Here is a 17,583-nt window from a genome sequence, read left to right as displayed (position 1 = left end):
TAAGCAAAAACCAATTATTAACAAAGGCGGTTTAGATTTAATTGTAACCTTCGTTCTGCTGGTTGCGAATATTGGGGTTAGCATCCAGTTCTCTTTGCGGGATGGGCAATATCACTTTCGTGCTGGGCCACATCACCTTTATATTTTTGTCACTCGCCAGGTATTTGGTGAATGATCGTTTTGTTCTTGTCAGGTCAAATAAGCGATGTCCTTCAAAAGCAAGCTCCTTGCGTCTTTCCAACAGCACAGCATCCAGGAGCGCCTGCCCGGTAGCGGTTACCGGCGGAGCATTGCGATCGGCGCGTTGCGCCACTACATTCAGGTCAGCCTGAGCTTCAGGAATGCGTCCAAGGTGTGCCCGTGCTTCTGCACGGATCAGGTATAATTCTGACAACCGCATCACTTTTATACTTTCTATAAAAGTGGTTACATCGCTGTATTTGGTGATGATATTAGCGGGATCTTCTCCGCCATTACCAGCGCGTTTACCTTTCTTCAAAAAATTTCTTCTCACATCGCCGGCTGTATAGATGTTGTATATATCGGTAGTGGCCAGTACATCACCATAGCCGTCCTGGCTAAACATATATCCGAGTCCATCGGTACCGCGATTATCCACCGCTGTGTTAACGATTTCAAAAACTGTTTCGTTGTTACCGGTCATTTTAAAATCTGACAACAGCTTTTCTCCTGTCAGCAGTGCATATTTATTTGACTTAATGACGTCATCTGCCATGGCGGCGGCGCCTTGCCAGTCTTCCTTATACAACAGTATCCTTGACAGCAGTGCCTTTGCGGAATAAACATTCATCCTGCCTGTTGTGAAAGCAGTGCTTTTGCTTTCTTCCAGTTTACGAATCGCCGTTGTCAGGTCGCTGATGATCTGTGCATAAGTATCTTTCATACTGCTGCGGGATGGCGACTGTATAGCATCTACATCGGTGATGGTTACAATGGGAATGCCCATGTGCGACGCGTTTGCCGTATAGTTATATGGTTGTGCATACATGCGCGCCAAATCAAAAAACACCTGTGCCCTTACTGCGTATGCTTCTGCTACAATCTGTTTTGCTTCGATGCTGTCTGCCGCGGAAGGCAGCAGCGAAATAGCAGGTCCTTTCGAAATCACCATGTTGGCATTGGCTACTACGCTGTATAACCGGTTCCACGAGTCGGTAGTATATACATCGTTAGCGGTAACTATGTACTGATCCTGGTTCCGATAGCGGTTGCTGTTGATCACGCTGATGAAGCTGTTGTCTGACCGCAGATCCGGCAGCAGCGGCATGGTGCGTCCGTAATAATCTTCGCTCTGCATCAGTGAATACACCCCGCTGATGGCTGCCCGTAAACCAGGCAAATCCCTGATGGCTTTACCTGTTTCCGTTGCCTGGTCTGGTTTCAGCTCAAGGAAGTCCTTGTTGCAGGCACTTAGCAGGCCAGCCAGCAAAATAATGACACCGTATGTATATCGCTTCTGCATGAATACCTTAAAAATTTACATCCAGTCCTATCAAAAATGTTTTGAACACCGGGGGGCGCTGGTCGTAATCACCTGTTACCGGTACTTCCGGGTCCATGGTAAGACGTTTATCTTTTACATAGGTCCAGAGATTATTACCTCTTACATAAACTTTTGCATCCATGATATTGGCTTTCTTCAACCAGGTTTGTGGCAGGCTGTAGGCCAGCATCACATCTCTGAGGCGAATAAAGCTGCCATCATAGAGAAAGCGTGAAGATATCTGGTTGCTCAGGCCTGATTGGGTGCCTCCAAACACTACTTTGGGTACACTCGTAATATCGCCCGGATGTTGCCAGCGGTTTTCGTAGGTAAGCCGTGATAGTTTTGAGCTGCCGCCAAATCCGCCGCTGCCATCTGACTCTGTAAAAGGTCCCCAGTTATCAACCACTTTGTTTCCCCAGCTATAGAAGAACTGAAAGCTGAGATCAAAACCTTTATAGCTCAGGAAGTTGGTAATACCGCCATAAAATTTTGGCAGGGCGCTTCCCTGGTAAAACCGCTGCGCTTCCCCATAAACATTGGTGGTAGCGGTTTTGGAACCGTCCTTATACCAGAGGGCTTCGCCGGTTTGCGGATCTGCACCTGCAAATCCCGGCAGGAAAAACTGGTAGAAATCCTTTCCTACTTCTCTTTTATAATAGAGCGCGGAGATCGGATTATCCAGCCTGGTGATTATATTTTTCAGCGTAGACAAATTTGCGTCTGTACGCCATGAAAATTCATTTTCGTTAGTGGCGATGATATTGCGGGAGGAAAGGGATATTTCCACGCCCCTGTTTTTCATCTCTCCATTGTTCCTGAAAACGGTAGTAATACCATTTGAAGAAGATACCGGTACGTTCAGCAGCAAACGAGATGTTGTTCTGCTGTAATATTCAATGGTACCGGATAACCGGTTTTTAAGCACGGCAAAATCGAGGCCGATATTGAAAGGCCGGTTCTGTTCCCAGGTGAGAAAGGGATTGGGGTATTGCGTGAGCACATACCCCGGTTTCCCATCATAATCATTTCCCGGACTATACAACGATAACGATGCATAGTTGTCAATGGCCTGGTTTCCGTTGCTGCCGTAGCTCGCTCTTATCTTTAATTCGTTGATTCCGTCTACATTCTGCAGGAATGGTTCCCTGTAAATATTCCAGGCAGTTCCCAGTGACCAGAATGTGGCGCTTCTTTTCAGGCTGCCAAAGCGGGACGAAGCGTCTCTTCTGATGGAAGCCGTGAAATAATATTTTTGTTTGTAATCGTAGCTGTTGTTCAAAAATACGCCGGTCAGTGAATTGGCGTTGGACACGGATGATACTTTTTCCGGCTTGGAAGCGTCTGCCAGCAGTTGTAACCCGGGGAGCAGGTTAGATGCATCCGAAGAGTTGCCTGTGTTGGTCGTTTTTTGTGCTTCGTAGCCGATAAAGGTACTGATGCCGTGGTTTCCCCAGCGCCTGTTGAAACGCAGGATATTGGTAGATACCCAGTTGTTCCATAAGCTGTTATTCACCGTTACCCAGCCGTTGGTATTTCTGCCGTCACCAAAGCCCGGCGCCAGAAAAGTGTTGCTGCGGGCGTAGTTCAGGTCGAGACTGATCTTGGTTTCAAAAGAAAGAAAGTCGGTAAAGATATATTTGGCGGCGGCGCCTCCCAGCAGGCCATAAGTGGTGCCGGTGCGGGAGTTCCCATCCAGTACTGCCACCGGGTTAAAGGTGTTGTTGTAACTGAAATCGTAGCTGCCGTCTTTGTTGTAAACCTTCAGCCAGGGCTGGAGCCTGACAAGTGAACGTACGGGGTTTGCCATGAGTCCCACATCTCCTACCGCATTTGCACGCTGATAGGACAGTGACAGGTTTACATCAAACGACAAGCGGTTGGTGGCCTGGTTACTCAGATTGAGCTTACCCGTCATACGTTTATAGTCTACTCCTTTCAAAGCTGATTTGGAATCGTAGTAGCCGCCGGAAACATAAAATTTTGTTTTATTACTTCCGCCTGCGGCAGACAGATTCGCTTGTGTATAGCTTCCATGGCGGGTCAACACGTCGATCCAGTCGGTATTTACAGTAGTATCCACGCCGCGTGCGGCGAGTTCTTTCTGAAATCCTGCTTCGCCGGAGCCATCTGCTTTATGTGCCCATCCTTCCCGCAGGAGTTCCATCATTTCCCTTGTATTGAGGGGATAGTTGGCTTTGGGAATGGTGAGCTGGTTACTGCCGCGTTGAATGGTGGCGCTGATCTTTGTTCTGCCCTGGCTGCCTGTTTTGGTGGTGATAAGCACCACCCCGTTGGCGGCCCGGGAGCCATAGATAGAAGCCGAAGCAGCATCCTTTAAAATAGAAATGGAGGCGATATCTGCGCTGTTGATACCTGCCAGGGAGTTCACGTTAAAATCGGTGAGGTTATCTGTTACTACCGGCACGCCATCGACCACATAAAGTGGGGAGCTGCCTGCAGTAATGGAACCTATACCGCGTATATGAACGCTGGGGACGGATCCGGGCTGACCGGATCCGTTGGTAGATTGTAAGCCGGTTACATTGCCTTGTAAGCTTTCCTGGAAGCTGCTACGGGGCGCCTTATCATACAATGAGGCGTTTACCATAGTAGCTGATCCTGTCAAAGAACTTCTTGTTTGCACGCCATAAGCAACTACCACTACTTCATTCAATCCTTTGGAATCGTCTTTCAGCACAATGTTGAAGTGGGTATTGTTATTTACCGGCACTTTTTGTTCTTCATAACCGATGAAAGAACAAATCAATGTGGCAGACGAAGGTGATTCCATGTGAAACTGTCCCTTCTCATCTGTAGTTGTTCCCTTATTAAGGCCTGCGATACGCAAACTCACACCTGGTAAGGGATGTCCGAAAACATCTGTTACCGTTCCGGCGATACTGATACCGGTGACCACTTTTTCTTCCGGTGCAATAGCGACCAGGTTAGCAGAAAGTTGCTTAAAAGTGAGACCTGTATTCTTCAGTATCTTCCGTAAAATATCTTCTGTCAAAGCATCATTCACATTAAGCGACACTTTGCTGTTGGCTGGTATCAGATCATTGCGGTATACAAAACGATAACCGCTTTTCTTTTCAATCAGCTTCAGCACCCGCGTCAGTGGCAATGAATCCGCTTTGATAGAGATGCGACGATCCTGCTGACCGAAGGCATCTCCTGCTATTTGCAAACAGGTAATAAGAATAATAAAGGACACCAGTTTCATTATCAGTACAACTTTTCCCAATGTTTTTAAACGCAAAAGGATTGCATAATGTAGGAATTTTTTCCATACATTTAGGTTGTAAAAGGTCATAAAACTACGACAGGACTACATTGCCAAGTGAAGCTTACTGCCGTTTTGATCTCAACAAAGGGGTAAATGTTTGCAGCATTTGCCCTTTTTTATATGAGAGGTATCGATTTTGCTTTTTTCCAACCCCTTATTGGGTGATAAATACTTCATTGCCTGTTATCCTGCAATGAAATGATGTTGTAACCTTCAGCGCTTCCAGTACTTCCGGAAACGTTTCATTTTTAAATGTGCCGGTAAAATGGAAGTTTTTTAATTTGTTGTCGCTGAGATGTACTTTAATCCCATACCAGCGCTCCATTTTAAGGGCGATATCTTCAAAATTGTCGTTGTCAAAAACCAGGAAATTATTGCACCATGCTGTTTCCGTTACCATGCTATCGACCGGGTTGCTATGGATATTTTCTACCTTATAACCAGCCACGTTGTATGGCTTCGCGGGTTGTTTATCTCCATGATCGAGTACAATCTTCTGATTAGGCAACAATTTTACACTCCGTTCTATTCCATCATTGAGGGTTACCTCTACAGCACCGGTAATCAGCGTTGCTTCCGTTGTGTTGTCCTGCGTATAGGCTTTCACGTTAAAAGAGGTACCCAATACCCTGATCCCCATTTTGGTGGTACGGATCAGAAAAGGTTTTGCTGCATTCTTTGCTACGTCAAAAAAAGCTTCTCCTTCCAGTGTCACTTCCCGGCTGTCCAGGTTGTTCATATCAGGATTATAGGTTAAACGGCTGCCTCCATTGAGCCACACCTCTGTACCATCGGGCAACTGCGCTTTTGAGCGGGAACCATCGCGGGTTTGAATGGCTGCCACGGCGGTTTTATCGGTTTTGGGCGATGTTTTATCGGCCAGCAGATAAACGCAATAGCTTCCCAGCATCAGTACCAGTACGGAAAGGATGGATACGACTTTGCGGATACTCCTGCCCTCTTTTTTTACGGGCAGTTCTGCCGGAGGAAAAATGGTCTCCATTTTCTGAAGATGTTTTTCCAATGCGTTATCTATTTTGTTATTCCATTCTTCATTATTGCCTGGCTGAGGCCAGTTGCTCAGAACTGAAAGCTTGTATCGCAGGTCCGGATCTTTCTGCAGGAGCTCTTCCAGCTCGCGCAACTCCCCCATCGTGGCTTCGCCCGATACCTTTCTTCCCATCAAAAGCCAAATTCTTTCCTGTTCCATGTGTATGATTACAAAAGCATGATTATATAGAAGGACAAGTAAATTTTGAAAATCTACTACTCCGTCTGAAAAAAAAATTAAATTATTTTGTTTTGATAAAGGAGAGGTTGATCACCTCGCTGATTTTTTTGAGGGCCTGTGCCATATGTACGTCGATGGTATTCACGGAGATATCGAGGATCTGGGCTACCTCTTTATACTTCAAACCATCTTCCCGGATCAGTTTAAAGATCATCTTCCTCTTTGGCGGAAGCGCATTGACGGCGGCTTCAATTCGTTTGACCATTTCACCGGAAATAAAGATCTGTTCGGGGGTGGCATAGCTAACGCTGAAGTCTACCGCAAGCTCATCGAGACTGAAGTGCTGGGTTTTAGCAGCTTTATTAAGATAATTAAGGGCAACATTTTTAGTAGAAACATAGAGATATACGCGGAGATTTTCAACCTGCAGCAATCTTTCCCGGTGATTCCAGACGTTCATAAACACGTCTGACGCGATTTCTTCAGCAGATTCCCAGGATTTTATGATGGAATAGGCAAACTGGCTCAATGGCTTGTAGAACATCCGGAACAACGCCTTGTAAGCCTGTTCATCTCCCAGAGATGCCACCCGTTCCACCAGTAGCTGTATATTAGCTTCTTCCCTCAATGAATTCGTTTTTGGTTGAAAGTTGATCCCTAAAGATAATACGGAATAACATTAATTTAATCTTGTTTTACATCTTTTTTTATTTAATGTAATATTTCACTAATATAAAAACCCTTGCTGCGGTGTTTCTGCATTATTTTTTAAACATAAAATAAACGGCCCCTACCAGGAAGAAAAAAGAGACCAGGTAGTTCCAGCGGAGGGGTTCTTTGAGAAAAGTGACGGCAAAGATGCTGAAAACGGTGAGGGTAATGACTTCCTGGATGGTTTTGAGCTGGAATCCGCTGAATCCTTCCTGGGCGCCATACCGGTTGGCCGGCACCATGAAGCAATATTCAAAAAAAGCGATGCCCCAGCTGATCAGGATGACTTTCCAGAGGGCCACGTCCTGGTGTTTAAGGTGTCCATACCAGGCGAAAGTCATGAACGTGTTGGAAACGGTAAGAAGGAGAATGGTGCGCATAAAATAAATCCGCAAATTTAATAATTCTTCTTCCAAAATCATAAACCGGGAAAATAGCCAGCTATTCAGGCAAAAAAAAGAGGGCCCGAGATGGGGCCCCCTGGATCAAACCAAAATGGGTTTCCATATTGGATGATGTTGTGTTGTTGGTTGCTATTTCATTAATTCAGACTATTGCTCTAATTTGATTTCGCCCAGGTCTGTAGCCTTTCCTTCTTCCACTTTTACATCTTTAATCACGGCATTTTTGTAAGGGCTTTTACCCAGCACGGTAACTGTATAAGTACCGGCTTTTGCAGCAGGGATCGTAAATGCACCCTGTGATACCGCACCTTTCAGTTTATCGGTACCGTTGTCTGCTTCTACTTCAGCAGCGCCATCGGCCGGTGCAATTTTACCGGTGATAGAACCACCTTCTACGGCAACACTTTTTGCTCTATCCAGGCCCTGTAATGAGTCTACACGCTGTAAAGAATCAAATCTCATTAATGAATCTGTTCCTTTTAAAGAATCGAGACTTGTTAAAGAGTCAACGCGTTGCAAAGAATCAAATCTCATTAATGAGTCAGTTCCTTTTAAAGAATCGAGACTTGTTAAAGAATCCAGGTGCTGCAAAGAGTCCAGTCCATAGAACTTCATTGAGTCTGCGCGAACAAGGGAGTCAACGCCTGCTACTGAATCCACCATTGCGGCGGTGCTGTCAACAGACTTAACTGCGGCTACGTCGGCGCTTTTAAAAGCGGACATTCCTACTACCATTGTTGCTAATGCGAGCATTCCTACAATTGATTTTTTCATGGCATTCAATTTTTTGTATGGTTAATGTTTAATGATAAGTTCATCCGGCTCTGATGAATGTGCATGGTTTTTGATATATGCCCTCATCGTTGGCTGCCGTATAATAACAATACATCCGACAATTCACTTACCATTAGTCAAAGAAATGTTAAAGTGAAAAAAAGAATTACGGCGCCTTCACAGGTAAGCGTTCGTAATTAGTAATTTTAAAAATTATCTTCGCACTACGGAAACAAGTACAAAAGATCAAAAGCATGTTGCAATTGAGTAACGACGAAATAGTAAAAGGCATCCGGAGCAGGAATAAAGATGTATTTGAGGCTGTTTTTAAACAGTTCGCCCCTTCTATGTATAATATTGCCGTGAAGTATGTAAAGAACGAAGATGATGCGAATGATATGGTACAGGATGTTTTCCTCAATTTGTGGAAAGGTGCGGAAAACCTGGATGAAAGAGCCCCGATTAACCATTACCTGGCAAGAGCTACGGTGAATACCTGTTTAAACCGTATTAAAAAAGAACAGCGGCAGGAAGTATATGCCAAGGAGCAGCTGCATCGCGCAAATCCCGCAGCCGACAATCATTCACAGCTGGAGCACAAAGAACTGGAAGCGCACTACCGTTCTGCGCTGGAGAAATTGCCTGAACAATGTCGTCGTGTATTTGAAATGAGCCGCCTCAAAGGCTTGTCTCCCGCTGAAATCGCCGAGCAATTAAATATATCTATTAATACAGTATACGCCCATCTGACCACAGCATTAAAACGATTACGGGTAGACCTTATTAATAAGTCCTGACCGCGGCCAAAATTTTTTTTATTATCGCTTAATGGTATAACGTTCCCTGGTTGTATTACTAATAAGTAGCCATGAATAATCAAACCGACATAGATATAGTAGTCCGTTACCTGGAGGATCCGGAGAATGAGCAGTTCAAGCAGCAGCTCAACGAATGGATGCAACAGGACGCTGGAAACCTGGATATTTTCCTGGATATGAAAGCGATGTGGCATGGCGATCCGCTCCCCGCCCCTTCCACTTTTGATACTGATGGAAAATGGCAGGAGCTCAATACCATGCTGGACAAGGTTCCTGTAGCTATGCCGGCTCCGTTGGTTAATACCCGTGTTGTGAAGATGAACCGCAGATACTGGTGGGCAGCTGCCGCTGTGCTGCTGATTGCAGGTACCTGGACATGGATGGGTCCTGGCGGCTATAAAACCTACGCTACCGACATGCAACAGGATAGCCTGCGTTTGCCGGATGGTTCTATGCTTTACCTGAACGCGCATACGCAGGTGCGCTATGCCCGCGGATTTGGGAAAGCAAACAGGTTGGTTAAAATAGATAAGGGAGAAGCATTTTTTGATGTTAAAAAGAATGATGCCCTTCCTTTTATCGTTAATGCGCCGGAAGTAGAAGTACAGGTACTGGGTACCGCCTTTAATGTAAAGGCCGCCAACAGCGGCGTAAAAGTATTTGTGCAGTCAGGAAAGGTAAGCGCCGCCTATAAAGGCACCGAGAAAAAAGTGATACTTACCCCGGGAGTAGAAGCGTCTCTGAAGCATAATGGCAATGCGATAGATACCCGCATTCATAAAAAGAATAATAACATCCTGGCCTGGAAAACCCGGACCCTGACTTTTGATGATACCCCACTGAATGAGGTGGTAGACGCATTGGAAGATTTTTATAATGTACAGATCACGATCAGCAATCAGCAACTGGCTGATAAAAAGCTGCTCGCTACCTTCCCGAATATGTCGCTGGATGAGGTGCTGGACATTATGAGAAAAACCCTTCAGATTAACGTTACTCATAAAAATGACCTGGTAGATATCTACTAATACGCGCCTGACCTTTTGCTTATGCAGCATTTTATGCTACAGGCGCGTGGCTCCAATACCAGGTTTGGATGCGTGCCTGATTTTATTTTCGTTGTTATCCTGGTATTCGCCAATGCTGTTGCAATGGCTCAACAACCTGTTGCCCCTCCAAAACGAGTTTCCCTCCAGTTTAATAATGCCAGCCTGAAAACCGTGATCCGTGAAATAGAGAAACAAACCAAATACACTTTTGCTATTTCTTCCGAAGAACTGGAGACGCGCCACGGTGTTAGCTTACATGTACACAATGCGCCGCTGCGGGAAGTACTGCCCAGCATCTTCCCTCCCACTAAATATAAAGTGGAAATAAAAGATGGGCAGATCATCGTTATTCCGCTCAATGCCATTGCATCAAACCTGCCGCCGCTCCCTGATAAAGAAACTAACAGCAACAAATGGACAGTTACCGGGAGTGTCAGTGATGGTATGCAGGCACTCAGCGGCGTATCTATCCGGGAAAAAGGCAGCACTAACGGCACCGCCACAAAAGAAGACGGCAGCTTTAAACTCGATGTGGCCAGCGGGCAAGCGACCCTGCAGGTATCACTGATCGGGTTTGAGACAAAGGAAATCGCTGTGCGGGAACGCAGGAGTTTTTCTGTATTGCTGCAACCCGATCTTCGTAAACTCAATGAACTGATTGTACTGGGATATGGATTGCAGAAACGCGCCAACATTACCGGGGCTATTGCCCAGGTAGACGGCGTACGGCTGAGAAGCCGCCCAGTAGCCAATGTGATGGCCGCCTTACAAGGCACCGCCACCGGGCTGGTAGTTACCCGCAGTAACGGGCAGCCGGGCCGGGAAGGCTTTAATATACAGGTAAGAGGTGTTAGTTCCGCCTCCGGTAACACGCCCATTATTGTAGACGGCGTGCCTGGTTCACTGGCCGTACTAAACCCTGATGACATTGAATCGGTTTCCATCCTGAAAGATGCCGCCGCCGCCTCTATATACGGCGCACGGGGCGCGGGCGGCGTAGTGCTTGTAACTACCCGGACCGGCAAACCAGGCAAGCTCAGAGTTGATTTTAATACCCTCGCCGGCTTTGAAACCCCTATCCGCCTGCCTAACCGGTTACCTTCCTGGAAAGCAGCTGAAATGGAAAATATCGCGGCCGGAAATGCAGGCAAAACGCCACGCTGGGATCCGGCTGAAATAGCGCTGATGCAGTCTGGTAATCACTACGCCATCGACTATCAGCAACCGGATTATTATAAATACTATTACAATTTTGATCCGATACCCGTGCTCACCAAAAGCAAAACAGGTGTACAGAATTATAATATCTCCGTGAAGGGCGGCGATAGCTCCAACCAGTTTTCCGCGTCGCTGGGGTATTTCGGGCGACAAGGACTTTTCGCCGTTGGGCCAGACAAAACACAGCGGGTCAACGCCCGTGTAAATATGAACAATCGCTTCAGTAAACATGTGAGCCTGGAAACACGGTTGTCGTACGCACAAACCAATACCTTTTCTCCATCGCAACCCGTAGAAGGACCGAAAGGTTTGCTGGCCGGGCTTTTCCGGGGACCAGGCAATGTGCCTGTTTATGTGCCGAGCACGAGCAACTATGCCTATGGCGGCGCGCCTACCTACCCGGTACTGGCAGATGGCGGGGAGCGCGACGAAAAAAATAATTATGTGGATGCAGTATTTACCTTACGTGCAGACAGCATTGCCAAAGGTCTTACGCTTCGCCTGATCTACAGTCCGCAGCGACATACCTTGCAGGATAATCTCGGCAGGAATACCATTGTGCTATGGAACCGGGTAGATACTGCCGCACTGGTACCGCCGGATAACATGCTCCAAAAAAGCAAGCTCGTAGCCAAAGGCGGGAACCTACAGGCGCTGGCAGATTACGATGTAAAAAGAGAAAAACACAATATCCATCTGTTGGGCGGTTATACCCAGGAAACCTATAACACCACGCAGCACACCGCTGCTTCCTATCACATCTCCCCTGCTGATATCAGCAACAATAGCTTTACTAACGCCCCCGACTATACGCAGTTACTGGCGGCCAGCGGTTCATTGCAATCAATTTTCGGCAAGCTGAATTATAATTATGATAACCGCTACCTCGTGGAAGCGAACCTGATCGGTGCGCGTTTAACGCAATACAGCACTTCGTTTGAAGGAGGAACCCAATGGCAGGCGTTCCCTTCTTTTTCTGCCGGATGGCGGTTAAACAATGAAACCTGGTTTAACAGGGCGTTGCCGTTTTTCAATGAGTTTAAATTAAGATGGTCCTGGGGCCGGCTGGGCAATGTAAACAGCTGGAACAATATACCGAACGACGAGCGCCTGCAGACCTTTACCTTTGGTAACTACTGGCGTCAGCAGCCATTCGTTTATAAAAATCCGGTCATCCAGGCCAAAGGATGGGAAAATATCTCTACAAATAACTACGGGTGGGATGCCACACTTTTCCGCGGACGACTTACGCTGGCGGCCGATTATTTTGTAAAACGGAACCGTGATATGCAGATCCCGCAGTTGACGGCTTCCACAGAAGGCGCCTGGCCGCTTGCTTTTCACCGGGGAGAAATGAAAACCTGGGGCTGGGAAATCAACGCCGGCTGGAGAGACGACCGGGGACCATTTACCTGGTATATTAACGCGAATTTGTTCAATAGCCAGAATAAGGTGCTGCGCAACGACGATGTAGCTCCGCAGGCCGGATGGAACCAGGGCATCGCCGGCTATCCCTACTCTTCCCTTTTCGGATACCTGTCTGACGGCTATTTCCAAACCGCCGCTGACGTGGCGCAGCATCCTTTTCAAACCGCGGCCACCGGACCAGGAGATCTGCGCTATAAAGATATCAATGGCGACCATCACATAGATAAGGCTGACCTCGTGTACCTGGGCAGCACTGATCCGCAGTTGTCTTACGGAATAGATGCCGGATTTGCCTGGAAAGGGTTCGATTTTTCTGTTTTCTTCCAGGGGGTGGCCAACCGTAAGGTAATGCCGGATCCCCGCTATAACCTGCCCTTTACGGGCACCTGGCAGCAACCCTGGGATATCAACCAGGACTACTGGACGCCCGATCATCCAAATGCCTTATTTCCCCGTCTGTATATGAACGATGAACAGAATACGGTACCCTCGTCGCATTGGGTGATGAATGGCGCTTATATCCGGCTTAAAAACCTCCAACTGGGTTATACCATTCCGCCACGCTGGCTGAAACAGATCCGGCTCACCAGTCTGCGCATTTATTTCTCCGGACAGGATCTCTGGGAAACTACAAAAATGAAGATCAAGTATTATGACCCTGAACAGGCAGGTGGTTATAACGGGAACGTATATCCTTTTTTCAGATCGTATACGGCTGGAGCAGCTATTAGCTTTTAGCTGTTAGCTTTTAGCAAAAATGCAGCGAGTTGAACATATTATGTTCTTCGCTGCATTTTTGCTAAAAGCTAAAAGCTAATAGCTATTCTACTCTGTTTTCTTTCCTGCCAGCAAATACAGTGCAGCCATGCGGACAGCCACTCCGTTTTCTACCTGGTCGAGGATAATGGACTGACCTGAGTCGGCCACATCAGAATTTATTTCCACACCGCGGTTGATAGGTCCCGGGTGCATGATGACGATTTCTTTATTCAGGCTATCGAGCAGTTCACGGTTTACGCCGTAAGCGAGGGAATATTCCCGCAGTGAAGAGAACAAGGGGGTATTTTGCCTTTCCAGCTGGATACGTAATACGTTGGCTACATCGCACCATTCCAGGGCTTCACGGATACTGTAGCTGACATTTACACCCAGTGCGGCGGCCATATATTTCGGGATCAGCGTAGGCGGACCTACCACGGTTACTTCTGCGCCCAGTTTTTTGAGACAGTAGATATTGGAGAGGGCTACCCTGGAGTGCATAATATCGCCGCATATGGCGATCTTTTTCCCCTCCACACTGCCCAGTCTTTCCCGGATGGAGAAGGCATCAAGCAGCGCCTGCGTGGGATGTTCGTTGATACCATCGCCTGCATTCAGGATAGGCACGTTGATGTGCTTGGCCAGGAAATGCGGGGCGCCGCTGGCGGAGTGCCGCATCACCACCATATCCACTTTCATGGACAGGATGTTGTTCACCGTGTCTATCAGCGTTTCACCTTTGGAAACCGATGATCCCGAGGCAGAAAAGTTAACGGTATCGGCTCCCAGGCGCTTTTCCGCTAACTCAAAAGAGATGCGGGTGCGGGTAGAGTTCTCAAAAAATAAATTTACAATTGTTGTATCGCGTAGCGTAGGAACCTTTTTAATAGGCCTTTGTAAAACCTCTTTAAACTGGTCGGCTGTTTGAAAAATAAGCTCTATATCCTGGCGCTGCAGATCGCGAATTCCGAGTAAGTGTTTTACAGAAAGTGACATTAATGTGCAAATATAAAGGGTGAAATCTGAATTCTGAAATCCGGATTCATTTTAGTCAATTAGGATTACTTCGTCGTTACCATCTCTTTCGTTCCATAACACCCTTACTTTCTGGGAAATGAGGGCATCAATGGTTCGTCCGGTATAGTCGGGCTGAATAGGCAGCTGCCTGCTGAAACGTCGGTCTATCAGCGTAAGCAGCTCCACAGAAGCAGGCCGGCCGAAATCCAGCATTGCATCCAGGGCCGAACGAATGGTACGGCCTGTATACAACACGTCATCTATCAACACTACCTTTTTATTTTCTATGGAAAAATCAATACTTGTTTCACTCGGCACATGCAAAGTTTTGCTCTGGTTAAAATCATCCCGGTAAAAAGTGATATCCAGTTTACCATAATCGATATGTGCGCCAGGCACCAATTTCAACAGGGTTTGATGAATTCTTCCGGATAAGTAAATACCCCGTGGCTGCAAGCCAATCAACACGGTATTTTCAAATTGTAAATGATTTTCTATCAACTGGTGACAAAGCCTGTCTATCGTGATAGCCATCTGCCTGCCGTTTAGTATGGTTTTCAAAACACAACGTTTTAGGGGCCAAAAATAACGATTAAATGCAACAGATAAAAAGCTGATTGTTAGAAAACCCTGATAAGCAACGGAATATTTACGGCCTGCCAATCTTTTCTGTACTTCTCTTTGTTGTTTCGTACTTTAGCGGTATCAATACACAGGCATGCACCTTATCAAGACAATTATTGCTATGGCCGCTTTCTTCCAGCTCTGGGGCACCGACACCCAGGCACAAATTAAGACAGGAGATAAAATACCCGCTTTCTCGCTGCAGGATCAGGATGGAAAAACTTTTGATATCACTGCTGTATTAGGCAAACAGCCATTGGTGATTTATTTCTATCCGAAGGATGAAACCAGTGTTTGTACCAAAGAGGCCTGTTCTTTCCGGGATTCATTCCAGGATTTTCAGAAATACGGCGCAATGGTGATTGGCATCAGTTCAGATGATGTGGCTTCCCATAAAAGCTTTGCGACTCATCATCGCCTTCCTTTTACCCTGCTCAGCGATCCTAAAAATGAAGTACGCAAATTATTTGGCGTGCCGAAAACCTTTGTGATCCCCGGTCGCGTCACTTATATTGTAGATAGAAAGGGTGTGGTAGTGCATGAATTTAACTCCCTGCGCGACGGAGAAAAGCATGTAACGGAATCGCTGGCGGCCTTGCAGAAGATGCAGTAGGGTCAATGGTACCAGCAGATACTATAATCTCCTTAAATCTTTAAACGTATTAATTTCTTCTTTCAGGGCAAACAGCTGTATGCCCCAGATCAGTCCGCGCACGAGTGCGAAGGCTACCAGCGCCAGGGAAAATGATACCTGCATAAAGCTGCCTTCCTCGCGGTTGGTAAGGGTAATCACCCTGATCAGCATAATAAAGGCTACTACGAGAAAGATCCCGGCTTTTACACCGGTGGTACGCATCTGTTTACTGAAAAACTCATCAAAACTTTTGGCGGCGGCGATGCTGGCTTCTGATGGCGGTGTACCATCCTGGATGAGACGTTGTTCCAGGTCGGCTACCCGGCGTTGTTTGTGGTGTTCTGTAAAGTATGTTTTGATAATATCTGCCTGCATAGTTTCCGAGATTCAGTATTGAGGCTGCAAGTTACAAAAAAGGCGATGGATATAGATCCACCGCCCTGATATAAATCATGAACATTTACTAAGCTTCTTTCAGGAACGGATACCTGTAATCGGTAGCCGGTACAAAAGTTTCTTTGATACTTCTGGCGCTTAACCAACGGTAGAGGTTCAGCATAGAACCGGCTTTATCGTTGGTACCGGAAGCACGGGCTCCGCCAAATGGCTGCTGTCCTACTACGGCGCCGGTTGGCTTGTCGTTGATATAGAAGTTACCGGCAGCGTTCACCAGTTTGCGGGTAGCCAGTTCTACTGCGTAGCGGTCCTGTGCGATTACCGCGCCAGTCAGCGCGTATTCGGAAGTAGTATCCACGATCTGCATGATCTCTTCGAATTTATCTGCCTCATACACATGAATAGTGAGCACGGGGCCGAAAATTTCCTCGCACATGGTGATATACTTCGGATCGGTTGTTTCAATAATAGTTGGTTCAATGAAATAACCTTCTGATTTATTGTAGTTACCGCCTGCAATGATCTTTGCTGCAGGATCCTTTTTGGCGTTATCGATATAGCTGGCGATCTTATCAAAAGAACGTTCATCGATCACGGCGTTGATAAAGTTGCTGAAATCTTCTGTGGTACCCATTTTCATGGTTTTCAATTCAGCAACAAGTTTTGATTTTATATTGTCAGCAAGATTGCTTGGTATGTATGCGCGGGAGGCGGCAGAACATTTCTGGCCCTGGTATTCGAATGCGCCGCGGGCTAAGGCAGTAACGGCGATATCTACATCGGCTGATTTGTGAATCAGTACGAAATCCTTGCCACCGGTTTCGCCAACGATGCGCGGATAAGTTTTGTATTTGTGTATGTTTTCGCCGATGGTTTTCCACATAGTCTGGAATACACCGGTAGAGCCGGTGAAGTGGATACCGGCGAAATGAGGATCTGCAAAGCAGATATCACCGATCAGCGGACCGCCTGCATATACCAGGTTGATAACACCGGCAGGCAGACCTGCTTCTATCAGCACCTTCATGATTATCTGCGCTGCAAATACCTGGGTGTTGGCGGGTTTCCATACCACCACGTTACCGCACAGGGCAGCAGATGTTGGCAGATTACCGGCAATGGCGGTGAAATTAAATGGTGTTACGGCGAGCACAAAACCTTCCAGCGGACGGTATTCTACCCGGTTATGGATACCTGGGGCGCATACCGGCTGTTGACGGTATATTTCGCTCAGGAAGTGTACATTATAACGAAGGAAGTCGATCAGTTCGCAGGCGCTGTCGATTTCGGCCTGGAAAGCATTTTTGCTTTGGCCCAGCATAGTGGCTGCGTTGATGTGGTAGCGGTATTTGGTGGCCAGGAGGTCGGCGGCACGCAGGAAGATGCCAGCGCGTTGTTCCCAGTCCATATTTGCCCATTTTTCGCGGGCCTCGAGTGCGGCAGCGATGGCGGATTTTACATGAGAGGCGTCGCCTACATGGAAGTGACCTAATTTGTGTTTGATTTCATGCGGCGGGCGCAGATCTACGGTCTTTCCTGTACGGACTTCCTGACCACCAATGTACATTGGTATGTCAGCTACTTCTCCCTTAAATGCGGCTAATTGTTTCTTGAGTGCAATTCTCTCAGCGGAACCGGGTGCATAAGACAACACAGGCTCATTGGCAGGCGCTGCGTATTCAAAGTATCCTGTATTCATTGTAACCTGATTTAATATTAAGAAT

General features: G+C 46.9%; 14 protein-coding genes. 4 read left to right on the top strand and 10 right to left on the bottom strand.

All coding sequences use genetic code 11. The features are described from left to right. Nucleotides 1-37: 37 nt before the first annotated feature. From KE626_RS19920 to KE626_RS19895, 6 genes are all read right to left on the bottom strand, one after another. Entirely contained in the window at nucleotides 38-1,483 is a 1,446-nt protein-coding gene (locus KE626_RS19920) for a RagB/SusD family nutrient uptake outer membrane protein (RefSeq protein WP_211974696.1), read from the bottom strand. A gap of 7 nt (nucleotides 1,484-1,490) precedes the next feature. After that, nucleotides 1,491-4,733, bottom strand: a complete 3,243-nt coding sequence (locus KE626_RS19915; RefSeq protein ID WP_211974695.1) for a SusC/RagA family TonB-linked outer membrane protein — start codon at nucleotides 4,731-4,733, stop codon at nucleotides 1,491-1,493. A gap of 217 nt (nucleotides 4,734-4,950) precedes the next feature. Beyond that, nucleotides 4,951-5,979: a FecR family protein gene (locus KE626_RS19910; protein WP_211974694.1), complete on the bottom strand. Its 1,029-nt coding sequence runs from the start codon at nucleotides 5,977-5,979 to the stop codon at nucleotides 4,951-4,953. Between the two features lie 109 nt (nucleotides 5,980-6,088). Next, nucleotides 6,089-6,655 carry an RNA polymerase sigma-70 factor gene (locus KE626_RS19905; protein ID WP_249207590.1) on the bottom strand — a complete coding sequence of 189 codons (567 nt, stop codon included), beginning with the start codon at nucleotides 6,653-6,655 and terminating at the stop codon, nucleotides 6,089-6,091. Nucleotides 6,656-6,788: 133 nt separating this feature from the next. After that, on the bottom strand, nucleotides 6,789-7,118 hold the full coding sequence (locus KE626_RS19900) for a DMT family protein (protein ID WP_211974693.1): 330 nt from the start codon (nucleotides 7,116-7,118) through the stop codon (nucleotides 6,789-6,791). Nucleotides 7,119-7,289: 171 nt separating this feature from the next. Beyond that, complete coding sequence (locus KE626_RS19895) at nucleotides 7,290-7,916, bottom strand: carboxypeptidase-like regulatory domain-containing protein (RefSeq protein WP_211974692.1); 627 nt, start codon at nucleotides 7,914-7,916, stop codon at nucleotides 7,290-7,292. Nucleotides 7,917-8,170: 254 nt separating this feature from the next. On the opposite strand from KE626_RS19895, the gene KE626_RS19890 reads away from it, so the two are divergent. The 3 genes from KE626_RS19890 to KE626_RS19880 all read left to right on the top strand — a co-directional run bounded on the left by KE626_RS19890 (nucleotide 8,171) and on the right by KE626_RS19880 (nucleotide 13,167). Further along, nucleotides 8,171-8,713 carry an RNA polymerase sigma-70 factor gene (locus tag KE626_RS19890; protein ID WP_211974691.1) on the top strand — a complete coding sequence of 181 codons (543 nt, stop codon included), beginning with the start codon at nucleotides 8,171-8,173 and terminating at the stop codon, nucleotides 8,711-8,713. A gap of 71 nt (nucleotides 8,714-8,784) precedes the next feature. Further along, nucleotides 8,785-9,762, top strand: a complete 978-nt coding sequence (locus tag KE626_RS19885; protein WP_211974690.1) for a FecR family protein — start codon at nucleotides 8,785-8,787, stop codon at nucleotides 9,760-9,762. 21 nt (nucleotides 9,763-9,783) lie between these two features. Then, nucleotides 9,784-13,167, top strand: a complete 3,384-nt coding sequence (locus KE626_RS19880) for a TonB-dependent receptor (RefSeq protein WP_211974689.1) — start codon at nucleotides 9,784-9,786, stop codon at nucleotides 13,165-13,167. A gap of 87 nt (nucleotides 13,168-13,254) precedes the next feature. Here the strand turns inward: KE626_RS19880 and KE626_RS19875 are convergent, their stop codons facing one another. Then, complete coding sequence (locus KE626_RS19875; protein ID WP_211974688.1) at nucleotides 13,255-14,184, bottom strand: aspartate carbamoyltransferase catalytic subunit; 930 nt, start codon at nucleotides 14,182-14,184, stop codon at nucleotides 13,255-13,257. 51 nt (nucleotides 14,185-14,235) lie between these two features. Next, a complete protein-coding gene (gene pyrR, locus KE626_RS19870) occupies nucleotides 14,236-14,766 on the bottom strand; it encodes a bifunctional pyr operon transcriptional regulator/uracil phosphoribosyltransferase PyrR (protein WP_211974687.1) in 531 nt (176 codons plus the stop codon). 157 nt (nucleotides 14,767-14,923) lie between these two features. Between pyrR and KE626_RS19865 the strand changes: the two genes are divergently transcribed. After that, entirely contained in the window at nucleotides 14,924-15,442 is a 519-nt protein-coding gene (locus KE626_RS19865) for a peroxiredoxin (protein WP_249207589.1), read from the top strand. Nucleotides 15,443-15,463: 21 nt separating this feature from the next. On the opposite strand, the gene KE626_RS19860 is transcribed toward KE626_RS19865, so the two are convergent. Next, a complete protein-coding gene (locus tag KE626_RS19860) occupies nucleotides 15,464-15,838 on the bottom strand; it encodes a hypothetical protein (protein ID WP_211974686.1) in 375 nt (124 codons plus the stop codon). Nucleotides 15,839-15,926: 88 nt separating this feature from the next. Beyond that, entirely contained in the window at nucleotides 15,927-17,558 is a 1,632-nt protein-coding gene (gene pruA, locus KE626_RS19855; protein WP_211974685.1) for an L-glutamate gamma-semialdehyde dehydrogenase, read from the bottom strand. Nucleotides 17,559-17,583 lie beyond the last annotated feature (25 nt).

This window comes from Chitinophaga hostae, from assembly GCF_018224885.1.
Taxonomy (GTDB): domain Bacteria; phylum Bacteroidota; class Bacteroidia; order Chitinophagales; family Chitinophagaceae; genus Chitinophaga; species Chitinophaga hostae.
The sequence above is the reverse complement of the archived record's forward strand: the minus strand, read 5'-3'. Positions and strand labels throughout refer to the sequence as shown.